This is a genomic window from Roseovarius sp. BRH_c41 (genome assembly GCF_000961715.1).
In the GTDB taxonomy this organism is placed as follows: Bacteria; Pseudomonadota; Alphaproteobacteria; order Rhodobacterales; family Rhodobacteraceae; genus Roseovarius.
In genome coordinates, this window is record NZ_LADY01000030.1 from 1 (window position 1) to 20,249 (window position 20,249).

Below are 20,249 nucleotides of genomic sequence, written 5' to 3' on the forward strand. Positions count from 1 at the left end.
CTCGTCTCTCCTTTTATCTGTGGATCTTCCGATGAGATTGTTCAGCTTAGGGCAGACTTGCCGTTCCTAGAAAGTCTGGGCCACGAACTCACTCGTCCGGTGCTGCCCCGCAGCGCCGCAACTGACTACGTTCCAAGTCAATATCTCTGCGAGTTTATAAAGAAAAAAGGATTTGACGGTGTACTTTATACGAGTTCTGTGGGGACGGGAAAGAACTTGGCCCTCTTCGATACCGAAGCGGCAAATTGCATACGAGTATCCGTTTTTAGTGTCGCTAGCGTTGCAGTCACCGCTCATGAGTTTCGCACACAGGTTCGCCCGTTGGAGCGCGTTGAAAATTAGAAATAGATCTGGGGCGCGATAGGCTCGGTTTTACACTCTCGGCGAATGTCCGGTGTGACGTTCCGGGTCGCAGCATCTGGGTTGATCGACGAACGGTCGCTTTGGGCCGGACGTCACAGTCACCAATTTCTAAAAACCCCGTTGCTGTAAACTTCACTGTAATTCACTGCAAACTTCGCTGTCACGCTACAACAGTTGTAGGGTTACACTCTAGTTTACAGTCATGCCGGAAGACCCAGAATGAGGCGGGATGAAGCCGGATAGGTCAATGAAATAAGGCATATTTCTGCGCGGACGCGGGGCTGCGGTTGGCATGGGTGAAGTTTGCAGTAAAGTGCGAGAAGCGGGCGAAAACGGCGATGTTGGCGTTTTCGGGGCCACTGCGAACTGCGAAGCGCAAAATGTGCGAAACCCTATTGAAATATGGTTCAAACGGCTCTGAGAGGGGTGTTTAAGGGGGCATTTAACGGCCCCCGGCACGTCCGGAACTGGGACCAAGTCCGCCCAGTTCTAATTTGCCGTCCCACTTCCATGTTTCCGCTAATGAAATCAAATACATAGAGATTTCTGAAGTAGGATAAACGGAGAATAGAAGTGGGACGGTTTTTCTAGGCCTAAGGAACGCTAAAAGGTAGGTTCTTCAACGCGCATGAAGCTCACCGCGTTCACACGACCCGGCCCAGTCTGACGCAAATCCGTCGATCACTTCACGATAGACATCAGTTGGCATCGTGCCTCCCTTAACCATTATGGGGCGGCCATAGGCATCGCGGATAATCCGTTCATAAACTGAACGCTGCGACGCAGTACGAAAAACACTTGGGCTGGTGTATTCTTGTAAAGTCTCTTCGAGAGACACCAGCCCGTACTGGCTACTACCGATTGCAACGCGGGCCACGAGAAATACAAGTTGGCAGTCGCCCTCATAGTCTTGATGGCTAACTTGCGCCGACGCAGAGTACGGGGCGGCGGCCACAAACATCGCCGTAAGAGCGGCACGGCATAGAAGCGTTCGCACGTTGAAACCTCCAAGTTTATCGTTGTGGCCTACCACGCATGTGCCGGTCAGGCAATGTCGCCCAGGATACGACTTAGGGATCAACGGAATTGTGCAGGCGGGTTTTAAGCAGTTGCCGGATGTCCGGCAGCAGAGCCTCTAGCTCGTCGCCGTCCTCGGGATTTTCCATGCGCGAGAGCAGCTCGTTGTAGAACCATACGCCTTCCTTAAAATGCGTATCGCTAGGAAGGTCGAGGCCGAGATCGGCGTAGACCTTGCGGACTTCCGTTCCGCAGATCATCAGGATCATCGGATCGAGGCGCGCGCGCGTTGGCGGTGGCGGTTCGGCGGCGACGGGGTCGCCTTCGCCATAGAGAATGTAATCGGCTCGCAGGCCAAAGCGCCCTTGCAGCCGGATCAGGAAGTTGCGCGACGGTTCGCTCCGTCCGGCTTCGATATCACCAATATATCCTTGGCTCACCTCCATCGTAGAACCAAGGGCGCGTTGGGACAGCCCCTGCTTCTTTCTCCAGAGCGCAAGCCTTTTACCGGGATCCGCTGACATTCTGATAAAACCTATTGACATGAACGTATTTCACGTTCAAAACTAAGCTTGAACGTGAAATACGGTCATTTTGTGACCTACTAGGGAAAAAGCATATGACAGAAAAAGTCACAACAATCCAGCCGGGACCCGTCTTCTATGACGTGTTCCTAGGGTATCTGCGGGTGATCGGCACCAACCTGAAGGATTGGTGCGTGCCGCATGGGGTGACGCCGACCAATGCCAAGAGCGCTGCCACCGGCGGATGGAACGGGACCAAGGCCCGCGCCCTGCGCCAAAAGATGCTTGACGAGGTGGGCGAGGAGACCTTTGCGCGGCTCTATGCCGACCGCATGCGGCGGGAGGACGCCGCATGAGCGGTATCAAGCTAGGCCGTGGCATGCGTGGGCGACTACGCGAAGTGCGCGACCCCGAACGCAACCTTCCTCCGGGCAGCGGCCTTGCTATCGCTATGATGCTCGCGTTCGTCTTCTGGGCCGTGGTCGCTTTCGGCCTGTCCTATGGGGTGCTGAGCCGAGACGCCGCCCCTGAAACACCCCCTTCAACACAGGATTAATGCGATGCGGATTTCCGATCTGATCCCCGACGCGGGCCAGTTGCAGGCCGAGATCGCGGCCATCCCGCAAGTGCAGCGTGTGGCGCTGGCCTTGCAGCTGGTACGCGACATCGACGAGCCCTGCTGTGCGCTGCCGTTGATGCGCCTGAGCCGCTTGGCAGAGGATCATCACCTGTCGATCCGCAAGGAAGCGTTCATGCGGGAAAATGACCTGCGGAGGGTGCATCGTTGAAACCCCTGTTCAAACCCGTTTCCAAGATCCGCGCGCGTGCTGGCCTGTGCGCTGCGCGGTACCTGCGCCCCGGCTGTGCCCAGTCTGCTTGCTCCGGCCGGGGTGCTTTTTCTGTCATCGGCGATGTGGTGGGAGTGCTGGCGCTGTTCGTCCTGCTCTTCGGCGTCGCGTGCTTTGGAGGGTGATCGCATGAGCCTGCATGTTCAAAAAACGGGCCGCGGCTACGCCGTTTTCGACGGCAAGGAGCGCGTGTCCGGCACGTTCAGCAACCGCGATATCGCCCTGCGCGCCCAAGACCGGATGGACGTCGAGGCGGTTAAGTCACAGCACGCCCGCAACCGTCCTTGCCTCACCTGCGGCACCGAGTTCTGGTCGACGGGGCTGGGGCACCGCATGTGTGGCAACTGCCGTTCCGGTTGCGCCGGGCTCGATGCTCAGATGCTGGGCTGCTGATGCACCACGCGCCGCTCACCTCGCCCCGCCTGCAACGGGTTCTGGCCGTCCTCAAGGACGGTCGCCCGCATACCACGCGCGAGATCGTGCGCCGGGCGCATGTGGTGGCGGTGAACAGTTGCATTTCTGAACTGCGCGCGAACGGGGCGGAAATCCTCTGCACCCGCGAACGGAAAGGCGACCGGCTGATCTGCCGGTACACAATGACGAAGGCCCCAGAATGACCAAAACAGACAAATTGCACAAATTTGACAATCTCGCTCAGCTTGCCTTGGAAAAGGCCAATGCGATCAGGTTCGTTGCGCGCCAGCTGGCGAACGGGGACCCCTTGTACATGGCCCTCCCAGACGTGCCGGTTTTCCTGATCAAGAGCGATATCGAAGCGCTTAAGGGGATACTAGAGGCCCTCGAAAAGGCGCTCGACAATGAGTGAAATGCGCCTGATCGAGACACGGGAGATGGCTGTTGCTGAAATCGTCATAGAGGACCGGCTGCGTCCTGTAGACGAGGTTGGTATCTCGGCCATCCTCATGACAATCGACGAAGGTGGCTCTACCACCGATCCGATTGATGTGCGCCGCGTACGACGCAAAGGCACCGTAGTCTATCGCCTTATTGACGGCGCGCATCGGATTGAGGTCGCAAAGCGGCTCGGGAACGTCACGATCCTTGCGTCTGTCTACGACGGGACGGACGCCGATGCCCGCCTTATGGAGATCGAGCGCAATCTGGCCCGTGCTGAGATGAAGCCGATAGATCGCGCGGTCTTTCTGCTGGAGTACAAAGAGGCGTACGAAAAGAAGCACCCCGAAGCCCGCGCGGCGATTGGTGAGGCTCTTGTTGCCAAGCGGTGGGATACGACGGGCACGATGCCCGTCGTATCTTTCGCCGTGAAAGTCGGGCAAATGACGGGACAGGATGAGAGCACGGTTCGGCGTCAGATCAGGGCTGTGAAGGCTCTGGAGGCGGATGAAGTTCGTGCAATCCAGTTGGCACCCCAATACCTCGGATACAAGGATATAGCAGAAATCGGCAAGATTTCTGATCCTGGAGAACGTAGCGAAGTCATGAAGGCGCTCTCTTCCGGGGAGGCAAAGACAGTCAACGCTGCCCGTAAGGCTTACCGTGTTGCACGGGGCGAAGCCCCGGCCCCGGCAAGTCCCAAGGACGCAACCCTGTCACGCCTCTTGGACGCATGGGACCGCGCGGGCAAGCGCGAGCGCATGGCGTTTCTGGAGGAGCGCGGCGCGGAGGTTGCGACGCTGTTCGGGGAACTTGACCAAGGGGATGCAGCATGACAGGCCCGGCCCCTGCGCAGGAATGGTGGAGCGCGGCAGAGCTGGCGGAGGCCGGGCTTCCGGATCTCCCGAGCACAAAGCGCAAGATCAACGAACTGGCACAGCGTGATGGCTGGGCGCGACACGCGGGGAAGGCCCGGCGGCGCAAGGGGGTAGGCGGCGGCATCGAATATCACTGGAGCGTTCTGCCATTGCGCGCCCGCATGCGGCTAAGTTCCAGCCTGGTCAAAACCGCACCCGTTCAGCAGGGGCAAGACGCGGCATGGGATCGATATGCGGCGGCGGGTGACAAGGCCCGCGCTGAAGCCGAGGCGCGGCTGGCAGCCATCGCCGAGGTCGAGTTACTGGAAGGGGCCGGGCTGACACGGTCGGCGGCGGTGCGGGAGGTCGCACGCAAGTCGGGACGCGCCGAGAAATCGCTCTGGAATTATCTCTCGCACATCGAGGGCGTCGCACGCGCCGACCGGCTGGCCTATCTGATCGACGGGCGGGCGTTGCGGCGGGCACAAGGATCCCGACTGGATACAGACCCGGCCTTTCTGGCGCTCGTGCGCAGTGACTGGCTGCGCCCGTCCCAGCCCTCTCTCACAAGCTGCTATGACCGTGCAGTGCGCGTCTGGACGTCCGAGCGACGCAACAGTGTCGTGCCGCCGCTGCATCAGGTGCGGCGCTGGCTCAAGTCCAGCGTATCGGCCCCCACTGAAATCTACTTGCGCAGGGGCGAAGAGGCATTGCGCCGCCTCTATCCCGCGCAGGTCCGCAGCAAGGCATTCATGACCCCGCTCGAATGCGTGCAGGGCGACTATCACAAGTTCGACGTCTTCGTGGACTGGCCCGGCTACGACAAGCCCGTGCGCCCGCAGATGATGGTCTGGTCGGACGTCTATTCCGGCAAACTCTTGGCGTGGCGACTATCCCCGACGGCCAACAGCCACACCGTGCAGCTGGTGACCGGCGATCTGATCCGGACCTATGGCATCCCGCAGTCGGTTCTGATCGACAACGGCCGGGAATTCGCCGCCAAGGCGATGACGGGCGGCACGCCGACCCGGTTTCGGTTCAAGATCACCGACGAAGATATCCCCGGCCTCCTTCCGCTCCTAGGTGTCGAAATCCATTGGGCCACGCCCTATTCGGGGCAATCCAAGCCCATCGAGCGCGCGTTTCGCGATCTCTGCGACCGGGTGGCCAAGCACCCGGCCTTTGACGGGGCCTATACCGGCAACAGACCGGAAGCCAAACCGGAGGACTATGGCTCCCGCGCCGTCCCGCTCGACGAGTTCCGCCTCGTATTGGAGGATGAGCTCGAGCATCACAACGCCCGGCCCGGGCGGCGCAGTGAAGTGGCCATGGGACGCTCGTTCAATGAGGTGTTCAACGCGGGCTATGCCAAGGCGACAGTCAAGCGCGCGACGGACGAACAGCTGCGCATGTGGCTCCTGCGCGCCGAGGGCGTGCGGGCCAAGACCGGAAACGGCGCGCTGAAGCTCTATGACACGGAATACTGGTCAGAGTGGATGTACCGGATCGCAGGCGAAAAGGTGGTTGCGCGGTTCGACGCGGATGATTTGGGAGCCGGGCTCGAGGTCTATGATCTCACGGGCCGCTATTTGGGCCATGCCGCCTGTCTCGAGGCCGCCAAATTCATCGACGTCGAAGCCGCACGCGACCATGCGCGCAAGCGCGGGGCGTGGGCGAAGGCACAGAAGGCCGAGGCCAAGGCTGCGCGCGAGTTGACGGCAGCCGAGGTGGCAGCGCGGGTGCGTGCGGCCTCTGGCCTCGCAGCCAGTGAACCCTTGCCAGAAGCGCAAGTTCATCAGCTGGTGACGCCGCACGCCGCCGCACCCAAGCGGCGTCGGCGCGCTCAAAGTGCCGAGGAGGTCGAGCATCTGGCCGAGATCGAGGCCCGCGTGATGCGGCTTGAGGAGCACCGCGTGCGGCCCGCCGAGCCCGCCGACGACGATCCCGAAATCATGTTCGCCCGCGCCCGCGTCCTTGAGCGCGCACAGGCGGACGGAGAGGCGCTGACACAGGCGCAGGCCGACTGGCTGGCCGACTATCAGCAGAGTTCAGACTATCGCGCCAAACTACGCATGGCGCGTCTCTTTGGCACCCAAGAATAAGAAGAAAAGGAGAGCAGAATGACACCCTCTATTGCGCCCCTGCGGAATGTCGCGGCGCTGATTGGCCTGGTCGAACGAGTTCAGACCCGCGCCTTTGGTCTGCCCGGCATGGCCACGTTCTACGGCCCCTCCGGCTGGGGCAAGACTACCGCCGTGACGGTCGCGGCCAACGAGTATCAGGCCCATGTTGTCCAGGTCAAAGACTGCTGGACACCGACGTATTTCGCGCAGGCAGTTTTGCGGGAGATTGGCCTTACGCCGGTGCGCGGCGTGCCCGCGATGGTGGACGCCATCGGCGCGCAGCTCGCCCGGACCGACCGGCCGCTCATCATCGATGACGCGCAATATCTCCTGCGCAAGCGGATGATCGAGCTTGCCCGCGACATCTACGAGAGCAGTCAGGCCCCGATTATTCTGGTCGGTGAGGAAAAGTTGCCGCAGGATTTGACCCGCTGGGAGAACATTCACAACCGGCAACTTGCATGGGAGCCCGCTCTTGCCTGCAATATCAGCGACGCGCAGAAGCTGGCCTCGATCTATGCGGCCGGCATCGACGTCGCGGACGATCTTCTGACCTCCATCGTTGACGCCTCGGGCGGCTCGATCCGTCGCGTGGCGATCAACCTCGCACGTGCCAAGGAACTCGCCCACGGGCGGGGTCGCCGGTTGGCGGATCTTGATCTATGGGGCAACCGGGTCTTCGAGACAGGCCAGCCTCCGGCAGTACGTCGCGTCGATGATTTCCGCCCGGCGGCGGCGCGTGGTCCGGATACGGTCGTGCCGCTTGGGCCGGGCGGAAAGGCGGTGCGCGCATGAGCGACCTCTTTGCGCAGATGTGGGCAGAGGTGAAAGGCCTCGAGGAGTTCGACTGGGCCGAGGTGGCCCGGCGCGGGTGCAGCCGCGAGACCGCCGTCCGCTATATCCGCCACTGGATGGACGCAGGCCAGATCCGCGTGACGCGGATCGCGCGTAATGGCAAGCGCTGGTATGCCCCGGCCCATATGCCCCAGCCCGGCCCACAGCCGGTTACAGGCGAGGCCACGCCCGAGGGCAACATGTGGCGGGCCATGCGCCATCTGCGCCATTTCAACCCGACCGATGTGGCGGCCCATGCCAATGCCGGGGGCGTCGAGGTCACTGTCGAGAAGGCCCGTGCCTATTGCCGCCAGCTACTGGCCTCCAACCACCTGAAGGTACGCCAGACGGCCATCCCCGGCCGTCGTGAGGCGCTCTACCAGATAATCGAGGATACTGGCCCACGTGCCCCCAAGCCCGTGCGATTGGCGGGCATCCTTGATCCCAACACGGGCGATTTCAGCCCGGCGAAAGGCGGTGCGGCATGAGCGCGCTGGACACCGCCCGCGAGTTCTGGGGCGAGGCCTTGCCCGACTGGGTGGCCGCTCTGGCCGAGGCCTGCGACCGGGATAGCCAGAACAAGGTGGCGCGGCGGATGGAGCGCAGTGCGTCGCTGGTCTCGAGCATCCTGCGCAACCGCTATCAGGCGGATACGAGCCTCGTTGAGGATCTCGTGCGCGGGCATTTCATGAAGGCGACCGTTGCCTGCCCCGTCCAGGGCGAAATCGGGCTACAGGTCTGCCGCAAATGGCGCGGCAAGGCGCGTCATTTCGAGAACGTCAACTCGCAGACCGTCACTATGTACCGCGCCTGCAACCGGTGCCCGGTCCACATGGGGGACGACGATGCAGAAGCATAGCCTCCTTCTTCCGGCGATGCTGGACATGGCGCGGCGTGGCAAGCGCCCCTGCGAGATCGCCGAGTTGACCGGCATGTCCCCCAATGCCGTCTCGTGTCGACTGAGCTACTGGCGCAAGCGCGGCGTGAACGTGGCACCCGCCCGTTCCGGCCCCCTGCCCGCACGCCGCAAGATTTGCGCCACGGGCGTGGCCGAGGATTTGCGCGACCTGCTCAAGGTGCACGCCGATCTGCGCGGCGTGACCGTGGGCGTGCTGGCGCGCGACATCCTCGACCGCGCCGCACGCGACAATCTGATCGACGCCGTTCTCGACGACAAGGAGACCGACGCATGAACGCCCCCGAACTCAACCGCTGGAGCCCCGACGAGATGCTGCGCCTTGCAGCCTCGGGAGTGGCCAAGGTGGACCTGCTTGGCCCGCGCGGCAGTACGCTCTGCTCGATGGACGAGATCGCCGCCATGGCCGCCGTCTGCGCGCTCCACGGCGTGGGTCCAAGCCTCCTTTCAACACCCCCTTCAACAGGAGAGTAAAATGTCTGAATTCACCCCCCGCCCGGTGCCGTCGGGCATCATCGAGGAGAACGGCCGCCGCAAGATGGTCGACGCCAAGGGCCGCGAGGTGCCGCTCGATCTCGTGCGCGCGCAAGACCAGCTGATGGATGAGCAGGTGCGCAAGATCGCCGGATATGCGCTGGCGCTGAGTGACCAGCTCAAGCGCTTCAAGGAGCACACCTTCGACGACATCTCGGACTTCGAGGCGATCCTCGCGCAAGAGTACGATACGACCGTGGGCGGGGCCAAAGGCAACAAGACGCTGTCCACCTATGACGGGCTCTATCAGGTGCAGGTGCAGGTACAGGACCGCGTTGACTTCGGCCCCGAGTTGCAGATCGCCAAGGGCCTGATCGACGAATGCCTCAATGAGTGGGCCGCCGACAGCCGCCCGGAAATTCAGGCCATCGTGACGCGCGCCTTCAACACCGACAAGGAAGGCCAGATCAACCGCGCCGAGATCTTCATGCTGCTGCGCCTCGACATCGCCGATGCCCGCTGGAACCGGGCGATGGACGCCATCCGCGACGCCATGCGCGTGGTTGGCAAGGCCACCTATGTGCGCGTGAAGCACCGCCCCAACACCGAAGCGCCATGGCAGACCGTGGTTCTCGATCTGGCGAAGGTGTGAGGGTATGAGCGCCGTTCTAATCATTGTGGCTGGGGTCGTCTTTCATCTGCTGGCGCTGATGGTCGCCGCATTGTGCGGCCAGCAGCTTGACAAGGGCGAGTTAGATAAGGCGAAGGCGACCTCCATTGCCGCGCCATTTTTCAGCCTGCTGGGCACGGCACTCGTCGTCTTGGCTCTTCAGTCGAGGTTCTGAGAGATGGACGACACCGTCAACAAGCTGCTTGCGGCAGCGGAACAAACCTCCAGCGCGTCCTTCGATTTGATCGAGGCCGCGCGCGAGGGCAAGATTTGCCCGGTCGGGAATATCAGGGGCGGCGACACCCTCGCGATTTTGGCCGACGCGATGCGGCTCCTGATCGAGGTGATGCCCGGCGAGGATGAAGACCGCGACCAGTTGCTCGGCGCGGTCACCCGTTACTTGGAGAGTTCGCTATGAGCCGTCCGAGCTATGAGCCTTTTACCGAGGAATGCCGCAACCCGGGCAGGGACGACAATTGGACCTGCCCGGGTTGCTATCACGATTTGGGAGACGTCAGCTGGGGCACCCATACCTGCCCTGAGTGCGAGCGCCGGATCGTGTGTTCAATCGAGGTGGAACCGGTCTGCGTCGCGACGTTGGCCAGCACAATAGAGGAATGAGCAATGACTTCTCAGGATGATAACTATCGGGTGACTGCAGAAGAGCTGCGCCAGTTCATCGAACGGTGGGAGCAGCTTGAATCTGAGAAGAAGGACCTCACGGAGCATCAAAAGGAGCTGATGGCAGAGGCCAAAGGGCGCGGTTACGACACCGCCGTGATGCGCAAGATCATCGCCCTGCGCAAGCGTGACATCAACGACGTCGCCGAGGAACAGGCGGTTCTCGAGATGTACGCGCAAGCGCTCGGGATGACACTGGCATGAACCGCGCGCTGCAACAGCTGATCTTCGTGGCCTGCCGCCAGTTGGGCCTCGACGACGAAGCCCGCCGCGACTTGCAGGTCAGCGTCACCGGCAAGGCGTCTTTGCGCGACATGAACGACGGCGAGTTGAAGCTGATCGTCAACCGGCTGAAGCAGGCCGGGTTCGAGGATCGTCCCCGCAACCCGCGCCACAAGCCCGCACCGCGTGCCGATCTGCGCATGATCCACGTCCTCTGGCGCAAGCTCGGACAGTCCGGCGCGCTGCGCGACCCCTCCCGCGCCGGGCTCAACAAGTTCATCCGGGCGCGGTTCGGGAGCGTCTGGGGATCGGTCCCGGCTGATGTCGACATGCTGCGCGCGTGGGAACAGATCGACGCCGTCATTCAGGCCCTCAAAACGTGGGGCCAGCGGCAGAACATCGACTTCGATTGGGAGGACCACCGCCGGTGAAAAAGCCACGCCACCCCGCCTCTGTCCATGCCGTGATCCGCTATCTCGAGCGGGTCAAAGGCGTGGATATCGACGCGCTCCGCCGCGAGATCGGGCGCGTTGTGGAGGAGGGCCTCGAGGCCGGTGCCTGCGGCGTGATCAGTGGCGGGTTCGTCTACAGGATCGAGGGCGGTTGCGTTGTGACCGTCACACGGCAGAACACGCCGCCTCCGGGGCGGCGGCGCAGGAAGGTGCCCCATGGAGAATGAACCTCTCTGGGTCGACGAGATGCGCGCCGATCTGGGCGATGCCCCGGTCGAGCGTTTCTTGCTCCGTGCAGGCGGCATGCGCCTCTATGTGCCCGGGACGCCAAAGACCAAAAGCCAGCTGACGGCGCTCGGAGGGCCGGATATTGCCAGATGGATTTCCGACCGCTACGCTGGTGACTACGTGGACGTGCCCTCCATCCGGGCGCAGACCCGAGACGGTCTGAGACAGGCCCTGCGCGACGCCCCGGACACGCCGGTCAATGAACTGGCCAACCGTTTCGGCGTGACCGCCCGCCGTGTTTTGCAGGTCAAGGCGGAGTTGGCACAGGAGGAAGAGCCCCCTCTTCTGGCCGTCATGCGAAGGGCTTCATCTGAATAAGCAGCGGCACCCCCTTTATCCTGACGGGAAAGGGGGCACCCATGCAAACAGTCCGAACCATTGCCGAAGAGATTGTCGCCCGTGAGGGCGGCTATGTGAATGACCCCGCCGACCCCGGCGGGGCGACCAATTTTGGCGTCACGATCCACACCATGCGCAGCCTCGGCCTTGATCTCGACCGGGACGGCGACGTGGACGTGGCCGATGTGCGCCTCATGACCCACGCCCGCGCCGTCGATATCTTCATCGAGCATTACTTCGTGCGGCCGCGCATCGCGGACCTTCCCGAAGTGCTGCACGCAAGCGTCTTCGACATGCAGGTCAATGCCGGGTCCAACGCCGTGAAAATCCTGCAGCGCCTTGCAACGGAGATGGGCTTTGCGGCGACGGCGGATGGCGCAATCGGTCCGGCCACCCTGCGCGCGGTGCGCGCCGCTCATGACGCGGCCCCAGATCACATCGCAGACGCCTACGCTGTCGCGCGGCGCAATTACTATTTCCGCCTCGCCGATGCGCGGCCCGCAAGCCGCAAGTTCGCGCGCTCCCGCGCTGGCGGCAAAGGCGGCTGGATCAGGCGCGCCGAGGAATTCATGTCGGCGCGCTACCGGATGACGGACGCGCAATTCAAGCAAAGGACAGCATCATGGGGTTAATCCGATTTCTGGGCGCGCTGTTTGGCGGCGGCCGCAATGTCATCGCCGAGACGGCAGAAGTTTTTAGGCCCAATGCCGAAAAGGCGGACGCAAGGGAGGCGTCGTTTCAGCAGGCGGCGCTGAGCCAGATGGCGGCCGAGTTCACCGGCGGACAAGGCGCGTGGGGCCAGTTTGTAGACGGTCTGAACCGCCTGCCGCGCCCGGCCATGGCCTTTGGCTGCATTTTTCTCTTCTGGTCTGCCATGTCGGACCCGATCTGGTTTGCGGAGCGGATGACCGGCCTCGCCCTTGTGCCCGAACCGCTCTGGGCGCTGATGGGGGCCATTGTTGCCTTCTACTTCGGCGCGCGCGAGCTTCACAAGTTCCGGGGTGTCTCGATGCAGAAGGAAGCCGCCAGGATCATCACGCAGGCACCTAAGGTGGCGAGCAACATCGCCCAATTGCGGGCGCTGCGTCACGATAGTCCTGGAGCAGCCGATACCGGTCCAGATGCTGAAGTCGCGTTGGCTTCAATCGAAGTGACGGACAATCCGGCAATTGATGACTGGAAGCGCGCGGCATGATGGATTGGGATATCTTCTGGAAGGCGACCGGCGTCATTTTCCCGATGCTGGTAGCTTTCTACACCTTCGTCGCCACGCGCCGCAAAGATCTCGACAAGGACCTGAAGGACGGGCGCGACCGCATGGACAGGCACGAAAGCCGGATCTCGCGGATTGAGCAGACGATCTCCAGCATGCCGGGCCGGGATGACATGCACGCGCTGCAGCTCGAACTGGTCAAGCAGACCGGAGCAATGGAGAAAATGGCAGCCGTGATGGAAGGCAACGCAAAAATCACTGAGCGGCTGGAGATCATCGTCACACGCCACGAACAACACCTGCTCGATGGAGGCAAGAAGTGAGCGATTATCAGACAACCCTCCGCAAGCACCGCCGTCTGGCGATCCTGCGGCATCTCGAGCAGGTCTCGGGCTACACCGCCAACGCCTCGATCCTGCGCGACGTCCTGAACGGCGTGGGTGTCGGTTCCACCTTCGACCAGGTCACGACTGAGCTGGCCTGGCTGCAGGAAGTCGGCATGGTGACGATGATCGATCACGGCGACTTTGTCATTGCCGAGGCGACCCGGCGCGGCATCGAGGTTGCGCGCGGTGAGGCGCCGCATCCGGACGTTCAGCGCCCAAGCGCGCGGAGGCTCTGACATGCCCCCGCCTCGCAAGGTCGAACTCTTGCCGCCGGAGCTACGCGCGCGGCTCCACGGCTGGTGGAAGGAAAAGGGCTTTCACGGCTACGAGGAGCTGACGGATGAGCTCAATTTCTGGCTGGAGGAAGAAGGCCTCGAGCTGCGCATCGGCAAGAGCGCCCTGCATGCCTACGGGCAGGAGTACGAGCAGTTCGTCAAGCTCCAGGACGAAGCCGGAGCCTGGGCACAACAATGGCTGGCCGACAATGACCTATCGGAAGAGGCCGACCGCCACCGCGTCCTCTTCCAGATGATGACCAGCGTCGCCTTCAAGGTGCTCAAATCGCAGATGGGCAAGGAGGGCGAGGACATCGACCCGCGCGAGCTGCATTTCCTCGGCAAGATGATGAAGGACATCATGTCGAGCGCCGGGATCCGCGAGCAGCTCTTGGTCAAGGAACGCGCCCGCATCGCCGCCGAGGAGCGGGCGAACGCCGTCGAGGCGCTGGACAGCGCCCGCGATGAGCTGGGGCTCTCGAGCGACGTCATCGGCAAGCTGCGCCGGGAGTTTCTGGGGGTGCGCGGTGGATGAATTGATACCGACAGCACTGGATGACCTCGCGGGAATACCGAACAAGGATCTGTCGACCGGTGGGAAAGTGATGGTGGGTGACCACAACTGGCGTCGCGCCCCATTGTCCCACCGCGTGCGAATATTTCTGTTCGGGCGCAGGGAGCGCATCACGCATCTGGGCGTGCACTGCACCATCGCGTGGTGGCGGGAGCAGCCCTATCTGATCTGGATTGCCGAGGCGCGTCCATGATCCGCGCCATTGAATTCCCCAACCCGGCTGAGTTCCGCCGCCAAAAACTGCCGGGCAGTTTCCACATCGATCTGACCCAAGGCGGCCCGGACGGCGCGGCCCTCTGGTTTTACTGCCCCTGCGGCTGCGACGGTCCGTCCCGGATCATTATCGGCCTGCGCGGCAAGCCCGCGTCTACCCCGAGCTGGGATTGGAACGGGTCCATGTCCGAGCCGACGCTCACGCCGTCGGTCAATCAACTGCGTTGCGGCTGGCACGGCTGGCTGCGCGACGGCTACTGGGAGGTTGCATAATGTCTGAACTGGTTTTCATCTGGGCTGTTTATCTGCTGGCGCAATTCGCCGACGTGGCGTCCACGCGCGCCGCCCTGCGCGGCGGGCTGGTCGAGGCCAACCCGCTCATGGCCCGCCTCATGGGCCTGACGGGCAATTGGTGGGCCGTCAAGCTCGGCGTGGCACTCGCTGCTGGCATTCTGCTGACGTGGCTGGGTCAAGAGCGCTGGATCATGCTGCTCGCCGCGATCACCGGCGGCGTGGCCGTGAACAACTGGCGGCTGGTCCGCAAGCATCGGGAGCGGCGCTGATGGCCACACCCGCCCAAATCGCCAACGACATGGCCGCGCATGCCAAATACTGGGCCGGGCGTGATTGTAACATAGAGCGCGTTTGCCGCGACGCGGCGTGGGTGATCCGTTCGATGCTGGAGGGACCAAAGGTAGACGGCCGCACGTACGGCGGCGTTCATCGGCGGCTCTTGAGATTGGAAATGGGTCCGGGCTGGAGGGTCAAAGGCTATCCGGACCTTGTCCGTGCAAGGCTTTGTATAGAACGCCTGCGCCGGGAGGCGCGTTGTTGATGGCCTATCGATGGAAAAGACCGGACGGCAAAACCGGCAGCTGGGTTTCGACGGAGGATGCCGCAATTCAGGACGCGGTGCAGAAGAAAAGCTCAGGTCCGGGCCTCAAGGTTACGTTCGACCTTACCATTGCTCGGCTGCTCTTCAAATCGCTCGCCCGCAACGGTTGGAGTATAGAGGAGGGTAACCCGTGACAGCCCCCGTCCTCACCCGCGACCCGGACGCGCTCCCCGAGGAGTTGCCGCGCGGCTCGGAAATCCCCGAGAGCCTCGATCCGCTGGCCGACGGCATCCTGATGGCGCATCAACGCTCCTGGTTGGCCGACGAGAGCGACCTCAAGGTTTGCGAGAAGGGCCGCCGCACCGGCATCACCTTTGCCGAGATGCTGGGCTGTGCGCTCATTGCCGCCGCCGCGCGCGGCGCGGGCGGGCAGAACTGCTTTTACATCGGCGACACCAAGGACAAGGGCCGCGAGGCCATTGGCTATGTGGCGCATTTCGCGCGGGTGATTGCCGGGGCGGCCCACCCCATCGAGGAGTTTCTCTTCGAGGATCAACAGCCCGATGGCACCACCAAGTTCATCAACGCCTACCGGGTGCGCTTTGCCTCCGGGTTCCGGGTTGAGGCGCTGAGTTCCAACCCGGCCAACATCCGGGGTCTTCAGGGCACCGTGGTGATCGACGAGGCGGCCTTCCACAAGGATGTGCGCGAGGTGATCGACGCCGTCAACGCGATGCTGATCTGGGGCGGCAAGGTCCGGATCATCTCGACCCACAACGGCTATCTTAACGCCTTCAACGAACTGATCCGCGAAGCGCGCTCCGGCAAGAACGGCTTCAAGGTGCATCGCTACACCTTCGGCGATGCCGTCACCAACGGGCTTTATAAGCGCGTCTGCATGATGCAGGGCAAGGTCTGGGGTGCCGCGGCCGAAGCGGACTGGGAGAGCACCATCCGCCGCTCCTACGGCGCGCGCGAGGCCGCCATGCGTCAGGAGCTCGATGCGGAGCCCGCCGAGATGCAGGGCGCGGCCCTCACCCGCGTGCAGATCGAGGCTTGCATGGCGCAGGGCATCCCGTTCCATCGCTGGACGCAGCCCGACAGCTTCAAAAACGCCGATGAGGCCGTGCGCAAGGCCGCCGCTTTAACATGGTGTAGAACCCACCTTGAACCGGTGCTTGAAACCCTCGATCGCACCCGGCCGCATTTCATGGGCGAGGACTTTGCGCGCTCGGGCGACGCGACCGACATCATCATCCTCGAACAGGGCGTCGATCTCACCCGGCGCACCAAGCTCATCGTCGAGCTGCGCAATATCCCCTTTGACCAGCAGCGCGACGTGCTCTTCTGGCTGCTCGACCGCCTGCCCAACTTCCAAAAAGGGGCGATGGACCGCACCGGCAATGGCGCCTACCTCGCCGAGGTCGCAGCCCAACGCTATGGGTCGCGCATTGTCGAGGTGGCTTTCACGCGGCAATGGTACGAGCTCGAGATGCCTCCCTATATCGAGGCCTTCTCGGATCGCACCATCGTGCTGCCCGCCCATGAGGACGTGCTGCGCGATCACCAGGCGCTGCAATACACGGGCGGCATCATCCGCGTGCCGGAGAACTTTCGCTTCAAAGGCTCGGACGGTCTCGACCGCCACGGCGACAGCGCCATCGCGAGCGCGCTCGCCTGGTACGCCAGCAATCAGGACGTGGTGCCGATGGAATATCAATCGACCGGGCGGCGCGCCACGTCCGGTGCGGATGACTTCACAGGCACCATGGGTGGCCGACGCATGGGCTTTGCCCGGGGCGGCGGCGGTTTGGATTTCGGAGGGTTCGGAGATGGCTAGGAAGACCAGCACGATGCGACTGCGGTCAGTGCGGATGCGCAACCCGATGGAGCTTTCGGGCATCCAGAACGGTCGTGACATCACCCGGCCGTGGATCGGCCCGCTGCTCGAGCCGACCGATCCGATCCTGCGCACGCGCGGCGGCGGCAGCTTTGATATCTACAAACCGATCCTGACCGATCCGCAGGTCAAATCGGTGATGACGCAGCGCATCTCGGCCGTGACCAGCCGGGAATGGGAAGTGGTGCCGGGCGAGGACACGGTGGCAGGCAAACGCGCGGCCGACTGGCTGCGGGACGAGCTTTCGGCCATGAAGTTCGACCGCCTGACCGAGAAGATGCTCTGGGGGCTCTTCTATGGGTATTCCGTCGCCGAGCAGATGTATCGGCGCGACGGGCAAATCTGGGGCTGGGAGGAGATCCGCGTGCGCGACCGTGTCAGGTTTCGCTTTGACGAGGACTGCGGCTTGCGCCTGCTGACCATGTCGAACATGCTTATGGGCGAGGAGATGCCGCCCGAGAAGTTCTGGGTCTTCTCGACCGGGGCGGATCACGACGACGAGCCCTATGGCCTCGGCCTCGCGCATTGGCTCTATTGGCCGGTCTGGTTCAAACGCAACGGCCTCAAGCTCTGGCTGATCGCCCTCGACAAGTTCGGCATGCCGACCGGACGGGGCAAGTATCCGGCGCAAGCCACAGAAGAGGAGAAGAAGACGCTGCTCGAGGCCGTAATGGCAATCCGCTCCGAGGCGGGGATCATCATTCCCGAAGGCATGGATATCGATCTGCTGTCGGCACCGTCAGGGTCCAGTTCACTCGATTACCAGAAGCTGCACGACGCGATGGACGCCGCCATCTCGAAGATCGTTCTGTCGCAAACCATGACGACGGACGACGGCTCCAGCCGCTCTCAGGCCGAGGTGCATGACGGCGTCGGTGATGCCGTTAAGAAGTCCGATGCGGATCTGGTCTGTCAATCCTTCAACGAGGGACCGGTGGCGCAGCTCTCCGCGTTCAACTTCCCGGGCGTTGTGCCCCCAAAGGTGTGGCGCAAGATGGAGGACCCGGAAGACACCACCGCCGCCGTGGACCGCGACGAGAAGCTGCATCGCATGGGCTGGCGCATGTCCGAGGACCGCGTACAGGAGACCTATGGCGATGGGTATGAGCGTGCCGCACCTCCGGACACCCCCCCGCCGGGTGAGGAGGCCGCACCGGAGGCCGGTTTCGCCGAGCATCGCCACGATAGCGCACTCGATGCGCTTGCGGCCGAGATTATCGCCGAGGGACATGCCGAGGCGGCCGTCGAGCCGCTATTCGCAGATATCGCGTCCCTTCTGGGCAGCATCGCACCGGGCACCACGCTTGAGGCGCTGCGCGCCCGTATCGACGCCTTGGCGGCCGCACCGAGCGACGGACAAGCGATGACTGACCTCTTGACTGAGGCCAGTTTCGCCGCGCGTCTGGCGGGTGAGCTGGGGGCCGTGGTGGATGACAGCGAGGCGGCGGACGGGTCGGACACCCTGCCCGGCTCCGTGGCCCCATGATCGACCTGCAGCGCCTGCGCCCCGAGGATGCGCTGTCCTTCTTTCGCTCCAAGGGCCTCGCCCCGCCCGATGCGCGGTTCGATTTCCGCGACGTCTGGCGCAATGAGCACGCGAGCAATTTCGTTGTCGCCAAGGCGATGCGGACTGACGTGCTCGAGACGATCCGGGGCGCGCTCGACCGTGCGCTGGCCAACGGCGGCACGCTGGGCAGCTTCATGGATGACCTCGAGCCCGAGTTGAAACGGCTCGGCTGGTGGGGCAGCGGCACGGAGCGCGACCCCCTGACCGGCGAGTTGAAGAACGTCCGGCTTGACTCGCCGCGCCGCCTGCGGGTGATCTTCGACGCCAATATGCGCGCGGCCCATGCTGCGGGCAAATGGGCGCGCATTCAGCGCACCAAGGCGGCCTTCCCCTTCCTGCGCTACGTCCAGATCCAGCGCGACACCAAGCGCGAGGACCACGCGCGCTATCACGACCTGATCCTGCCCGTCGATCACCCGGCATGGCTTCGCATCTTTCCCCCCAACGGCTGGCGGTGCGGCTGCACCGTTCAGCAACTCTCGCAGGGCATGCTAGAGCGGCGCGGCCTCAAGGTGACAGAGGATTTCGAGCTGGAGGAGCGCGGGGTGCTGAACCGTCGCACCGGTGAGATCGAACCCACGGCACTCGGGGTCGATCCCGCGTGGGATGGCAACCCGGGTCAGGCGTGGCTTGACCTCGGGGCGCGCCACGCAGGCGTATCGGCCGGGCTTTCCGCCCCGGCGGCGGCGACCGAGCTTGGCTTTGTCATGCGCGCCCGGCTCATGGGCCTGGGCGATGGGCGGGAGCATCTTGGCGCATTCGATCTGAGGACCGGCGAGGAAATCGACTGGAGCGTGGGCAAGCCGAAGCGCGTCAAACTGACCCCCTCCATAATCCAGCGGCTGGAGAGCGGCACGGCCGTCGGCCTCGTGCACAATCACCCCAGTTCCGCGCCGCTCAGCCCGGATGACATGGCGGTTATGTTCCAGCGCCAAGTTCGATCAATCATCGCCGTTGGTCACGACGGCTCACTCTACCGGGCACAGATGCTGAGACTTAGCCGTGGCGACATGCGCGAGCTTTCGGAGGTGGCGGCAGAACTCATTGACGAGTTGGCCCCGGCCTTGACCAATACAGAGCGCGACCATGCGGTGCGCCTCGCGGTCCTCGACGTCTTGCAGTCTCAGGGCCTGATCTTATATCAAGAGAGCCTTGGCGCGCAGTCGCGAGCAATCCGGCAGCGCATAGAAGAGTCCGCCCGGGGTGTTGCCGCTGCCATTGTCAGGGCCATGAACGGAGATCCGTGATGCGAACGTTGCTGGTTGAGCCGCCCGACGAATGGAGCCGCGAGGCTTATGAGGCCGCATTGCGCGAAGCGGAAGCATTGCCTGACGACGATCCGGACAAGGAAGAGCTGGTCGCGGTCCGCCGCGAAGATCTGTTTGGGTATTTCGACCGCCCTAAGAGGACGCCCGAAGAGCGCCGTGCGATCCTGCGCGCATTCCTTGTCGATCCGGCCTCCTGAGGCGATTTCGGGCAAATTGGCCTTGCGAGCGCACCTGCAACCGAGGCCGCGCCACGGAATACCCCGTCAGAGCGCCATTAAATACCCATTGAATACCCCCCTCGGCCCTGCGGGCCACCTTCCCCCGCCGTCAGGGGGGAGGCCATTCTGGGGGCCTCTCAGGGCCTCTTGGCATTCCGGCCTTGCCGGATGCCCGGTTGGGCGGATAGTGTGGCCACAAGGGGACCCTGCCAAAACCTCGCCTCCCCTGAAGCCCTTCATCTGATATGGCACCCGCGCCCGGCCTAGTGTCGGTCGCATGACAAAACCGCTTCACATCTTCCGCGCTGGCCGCCACACCGCCCAATCCGGGCAGAGC

Annotated in this window: 36 protein-coding genes; 35 read left to right on the forward strand and 1 reads right to left on the reverse strand. The window is 63.3% G+C overall.

From position 1 onward, the window contains the following. A partial coding sequence (locus VR71_RS24840; protein ID WP_296430159.1) for an RES family NAD+ phosphorylase occupies positions 1-342 on the forward strand: 342 nt, incomplete at its 5' end. A 1,091-nt stretch (positions 343-1,433) separates the two neighbouring features. On the opposite strand, the gene VR71_RS10000 is transcribed toward VR71_RS24840, so the two are convergent. Then, positions 1,434-1,904, reverse strand: coding sequence for a helix-turn-helix transcriptional regulator (locus tag VR71_RS10000; protein ID WP_296430162.1), 471 nt, complete (start codon positions 1,902-1,904; stop codon positions 1,434-1,436). Positions 1,905-1,999: 95 nt separating this feature from the next. Between VR71_RS10000 and VR71_RS10005 the strand changes: the two genes are divergently transcribed. The 34 genes from VR71_RS10005 to VR71_RS10170 all read left to right on the forward strand — a co-directional run bounded on the left by VR71_RS10005 (position 2,000) and on the right by VR71_RS10170 (position 19,891). Beyond that, entirely contained in the window at positions 2,000-2,260 is a 261-nt protein-coding gene (locus VR71_RS10005) for a hypothetical protein (RefSeq protein ID WP_045683480.1), read from the forward strand. Continuing rightward, the gene (locus VR71_RS10010; RefSeq protein WP_045683483.1) at positions 2,257-2,460 is read left to right on the forward strand and encodes a hypothetical protein; all 204 of its coding nucleotides are present in this window, start codon (positions 2,257-2,259) and stop codon (positions 2,458-2,460) included. Before VR71_RS10005 ends, VR71_RS10010 begins: the two co-directional genes overlap by 4 nt. Positions 2,461-2,464: 4 nt before the next feature. Next, the gene (locus tag VR71_RS10015) at positions 2,465-2,692 is read left to right on the forward strand and encodes a hypothetical protein (protein ID WP_045683485.1); all 228 of its coding nucleotides are present in this window, start codon (positions 2,465-2,467) and stop codon (positions 2,690-2,692) included. A gap of 189 nt (positions 2,693-2,881) precedes the next feature. Beyond that, positions 2,882-3,145, forward strand: coding sequence for a hypothetical protein (locus tag VR71_RS10020; protein ID WP_045683487.1), 264 nt, complete (start codon positions 2,882-2,884; stop codon positions 3,143-3,145). Further along, positions 3,145-3,369, forward strand: a complete 225-nt coding sequence (locus VR71_RS10025; protein ID WP_045683489.1) for a helix-turn-helix domain-containing protein — start codon at positions 3,145-3,147, stop codon at positions 3,367-3,369. Before VR71_RS10020 ends, VR71_RS10025 begins: the two co-directional genes overlap by 1 nt. After that, complete coding sequence (locus VR71_RS10030) at positions 3,366-3,578, forward strand: hypothetical protein (protein ID WP_045683491.1); 213 nt, start codon at positions 3,366-3,368, stop codon at positions 3,576-3,578. The genes VR71_RS10025 and VR71_RS10030 overlap by 4 nt, the downstream gene beginning before the upstream one ends. Next, on the forward strand, positions 3,571-4,443 hold the full coding sequence (locus tag VR71_RS10035; RefSeq protein WP_045683493.1) for a ParB N-terminal domain-containing protein: 873 nt from the start codon (positions 3,571-3,573) through the stop codon (positions 4,441-4,443). The genes VR71_RS10030 and VR71_RS10035 overlap by 8 nt, the downstream gene beginning before the upstream one ends. Then, positions 4,440-6,566 carry a transposase domain-containing protein gene (locus tag VR71_RS10040; RefSeq protein WP_045683495.1) on the forward strand — a complete coding sequence of 709 codons (2,127 nt, stop codon included), beginning with the start codon at positions 4,440-4,442 and terminating at the stop codon, positions 6,564-6,566. The genes VR71_RS10035 and VR71_RS10040 overlap by 4 nt, the downstream gene beginning before the upstream one ends. 18 nt (positions 6,567-6,584) lie before the next feature. Continuing rightward, positions 6,585-7,382 carry an ATP-binding protein gene (locus tag VR71_RS10045; RefSeq protein WP_045683497.1) on the forward strand — a complete coding sequence of 266 codons (798 nt, stop codon included), beginning with the start codon at positions 6,585-6,587 and terminating at the stop codon, positions 7,380-7,382. Next, on the forward strand, positions 7,379-7,909 hold the full coding sequence (locus VR71_RS10050) for a hypothetical protein (protein ID WP_045683499.1): 531 nt from the start codon (positions 7,379-7,381) through the stop codon (positions 7,907-7,909). The genes VR71_RS10045 and VR71_RS10050 overlap by 4 nt, the downstream gene beginning before the upstream one ends. After that, positions 7,906-8,280 carry a hypothetical protein gene (locus VR71_RS10055; protein WP_045683502.1) on the forward strand — a complete coding sequence of 125 codons (375 nt, stop codon included), beginning with the start codon at positions 7,906-7,908 and terminating at the stop codon, positions 8,278-8,280. The genes VR71_RS10050 and VR71_RS10055 overlap by 4 nt, the downstream gene beginning before the upstream one ends. Continuing rightward, positions 8,267-8,614 carry a hypothetical protein gene (locus tag VR71_RS10060; protein ID WP_296430164.1) on the forward strand — a complete coding sequence of 116 codons (348 nt, stop codon included), beginning with the start codon at positions 8,267-8,269 and terminating at the stop codon, positions 8,612-8,614. Before VR71_RS10055 ends, VR71_RS10060 begins: the two co-directional genes overlap by 14 nt. Continuing rightward, the gene (locus VR71_RS10065) at positions 8,611-8,811 is read left to right on the forward strand and encodes a hypothetical protein (RefSeq protein ID WP_045683506.1); all 201 of its coding nucleotides are present in this window, start codon (positions 8,611-8,613) and stop codon (positions 8,809-8,811) included. The genes VR71_RS10060 and VR71_RS10065 overlap by 4 nt, the downstream gene beginning before the upstream one ends. A 1-nt stretch (position 8,812) precedes the next feature. Continuing rightward, positions 8,813-9,463, forward strand: coding sequence for a DUF3164 family protein (locus VR71_RS10070; RefSeq protein WP_045683508.1), 651 nt, complete (start codon positions 8,813-8,815; stop codon positions 9,461-9,463). 4 nt (positions 9,464-9,467) lie between these two features. Next, complete coding sequence (locus VR71_RS10075; RefSeq protein ID WP_045683510.1) at positions 9,468-9,656, forward strand: hypothetical protein; 189 nt, start codon at positions 9,468-9,470, stop codon at positions 9,654-9,656. A gap of 3 nt (positions 9,657-9,659) precedes the next feature. After that, positions 9,660-9,899, forward strand: a complete 240-nt coding sequence (locus VR71_RS10080) for a hypothetical protein (RefSeq protein WP_045683513.1) — start codon at positions 9,660-9,662, stop codon at positions 9,897-9,899. A 206-nt stretch (positions 9,900-10,105) separates the two neighbouring features. Next, positions 10,106-10,366 carry a DUF2312 domain-containing protein gene (locus VR71_RS10085; RefSeq protein ID WP_045683515.1) on the forward strand — a complete coding sequence of 87 codons (261 nt, stop codon included), beginning with the start codon at positions 10,106-10,108 and terminating at the stop codon, positions 10,364-10,366. Further along, positions 10,363-10,815 (forward strand): gp16 family protein, encoded by a 453-nt coding sequence (locus VR71_RS10090; RefSeq protein WP_045683517.1) that lies wholly within the window; start codon positions 10,363-10,365, stop codon positions 10,813-10,815. The genes VR71_RS10085 and VR71_RS10090 overlap by 4 nt, the downstream gene beginning before the upstream one ends. Next, complete coding sequence (locus VR71_RS10095; RefSeq protein WP_045683519.1) at positions 10,812-11,063, forward strand: hypothetical protein; 252 nt, start codon at positions 10,812-10,814, stop codon at positions 11,061-11,063. Before VR71_RS10090 ends, VR71_RS10095 begins: the two co-directional genes overlap by 4 nt. Beyond that, positions 11,053-11,442 carry a hypothetical protein gene (locus VR71_RS10100; protein ID WP_045683521.1) on the forward strand — a complete coding sequence of 130 codons (390 nt, stop codon included), beginning with the start codon at positions 11,053-11,055 and terminating at the stop codon, positions 11,440-11,442. The genes VR71_RS10095 and VR71_RS10100 overlap by 11 nt, the downstream gene beginning before the upstream one ends. 41 nt (positions 11,443-11,483) lie before the next feature. After that, positions 11,484-12,095, forward strand: coding sequence for a holin-associated N-acetylmuramidase (locus VR71_RS10105; RefSeq protein WP_045683523.1), 612 nt, complete (start codon positions 11,484-11,486; stop codon positions 12,093-12,095). Next, complete coding sequence (locus tag VR71_RS10110) at positions 12,086-12,658, forward strand: holin family protein (RefSeq protein WP_045683526.1); 573 nt, start codon at positions 12,086-12,088, stop codon at positions 12,656-12,658. Before VR71_RS10105 ends, VR71_RS10110 begins: the two co-directional genes overlap by 10 nt. Further along, a complete protein-coding gene (locus VR71_RS10115; RefSeq protein WP_296430166.1) occupies positions 12,655-12,999 on the forward strand; it encodes a DUF2730 family protein in 345 nt (114 codons plus the stop codon). Before VR71_RS10110 ends, VR71_RS10115 begins: the two co-directional genes overlap by 4 nt. Beyond that, positions 12,996-13,298, forward strand: a complete 303-nt coding sequence (locus tag VR71_RS10120; RefSeq protein WP_045683530.1) for a hypothetical protein — start codon at positions 12,996-12,998, stop codon at positions 13,296-13,298. Before VR71_RS10115 ends, VR71_RS10120 begins: the two co-directional genes overlap by 4 nt. Before the next feature lies 1 nt (position 13,299). Then, positions 13,300-13,872, forward strand: a complete 573-nt coding sequence (locus VR71_RS10125) for a phage protein Gp27 family protein (protein WP_045683532.1) — start codon at positions 13,300-13,302, stop codon at positions 13,870-13,872. Next, entirely contained in the window at positions 13,865-14,104 is a 240-nt protein-coding gene (locus VR71_RS10130) for a hypothetical protein (protein ID WP_045683534.1), read from the forward strand. The genes VR71_RS10125 and VR71_RS10130 overlap by 8 nt, the downstream gene beginning before the upstream one ends. Then, the gene (locus tag VR71_RS10135) at positions 14,101-14,397 is read left to right on the forward strand and encodes a DUF6527 family protein (protein WP_045683537.1); all 297 of its coding nucleotides are present in this window, start codon (positions 14,101-14,103) and stop codon (positions 14,395-14,397) included. Before VR71_RS10130 ends, VR71_RS10135 begins: the two co-directional genes overlap by 4 nt. Continuing rightward, the gene (locus VR71_RS10140; RefSeq protein ID WP_045683540.1) at positions 14,397-14,687 is read left to right on the forward strand and encodes a DUF5658 family protein; all 291 of its coding nucleotides are present in this window, start codon (positions 14,397-14,399) and stop codon (positions 14,685-14,687) included. Before VR71_RS10135 ends, VR71_RS10140 begins: the two co-directional genes overlap by 1 nt. Beyond that, on the forward strand, positions 14,687-14,959 hold the full coding sequence (locus VR71_RS10145; protein ID WP_045683542.1) for a hypothetical protein: 273 nt from the start codon (positions 14,687-14,689) through the stop codon (positions 14,957-14,959). The genes VR71_RS10140 and VR71_RS10145 overlap by 1 nt, the downstream gene beginning before the upstream one ends. Next, a complete protein-coding gene (locus VR71_RS10150) occupies positions 14,959-15,153 on the forward strand; it encodes a hypothetical protein (RefSeq protein ID WP_045683544.1) in 195 nt (64 codons plus the stop codon). The genes VR71_RS10145 and VR71_RS10150 overlap by 1 nt, the downstream gene beginning before the upstream one ends. Further along, on the forward strand, positions 15,150-16,799 hold the full coding sequence (locus tag VR71_RS10155) for a phage protein (RefSeq protein WP_045683546.1): 1,650 nt from the start codon (positions 15,150-15,152) through the stop codon (positions 16,797-16,799). The genes VR71_RS10150 and VR71_RS10155 overlap by 4 nt, the downstream gene beginning before the upstream one ends. Further along, a complete protein-coding gene (locus tag VR71_RS10160) occupies positions 16,792-18,345 on the forward strand; it encodes a DUF935 family protein (RefSeq protein WP_045683548.1) in 1,554 nt (517 codons plus the stop codon). The genes VR71_RS10155 and VR71_RS10160 overlap by 8 nt, the downstream gene beginning before the upstream one ends. Continuing rightward, positions 18,342-19,673 (forward strand): phage minor head protein, encoded by a 1,332-nt coding sequence (locus VR71_RS24845; protein ID WP_296430169.1) that lies wholly within the window; start codon positions 18,342-18,344, stop codon positions 19,671-19,673. The genes VR71_RS10160 and VR71_RS24845 overlap by 4 nt, the downstream gene beginning before the upstream one ends. Then, positions 19,673-19,891: a hypothetical protein gene (locus tag VR71_RS10170; protein ID WP_045683550.1), complete on the forward strand. Its 219-nt coding sequence runs from the start codon at positions 19,673-19,675 to the stop codon at positions 19,889-19,891. The genes VR71_RS24845 and VR71_RS10170 overlap by 1 nt, the downstream gene beginning before the upstream one ends. Positions 19,892-20,249 lie beyond the last annotated feature (358 nt).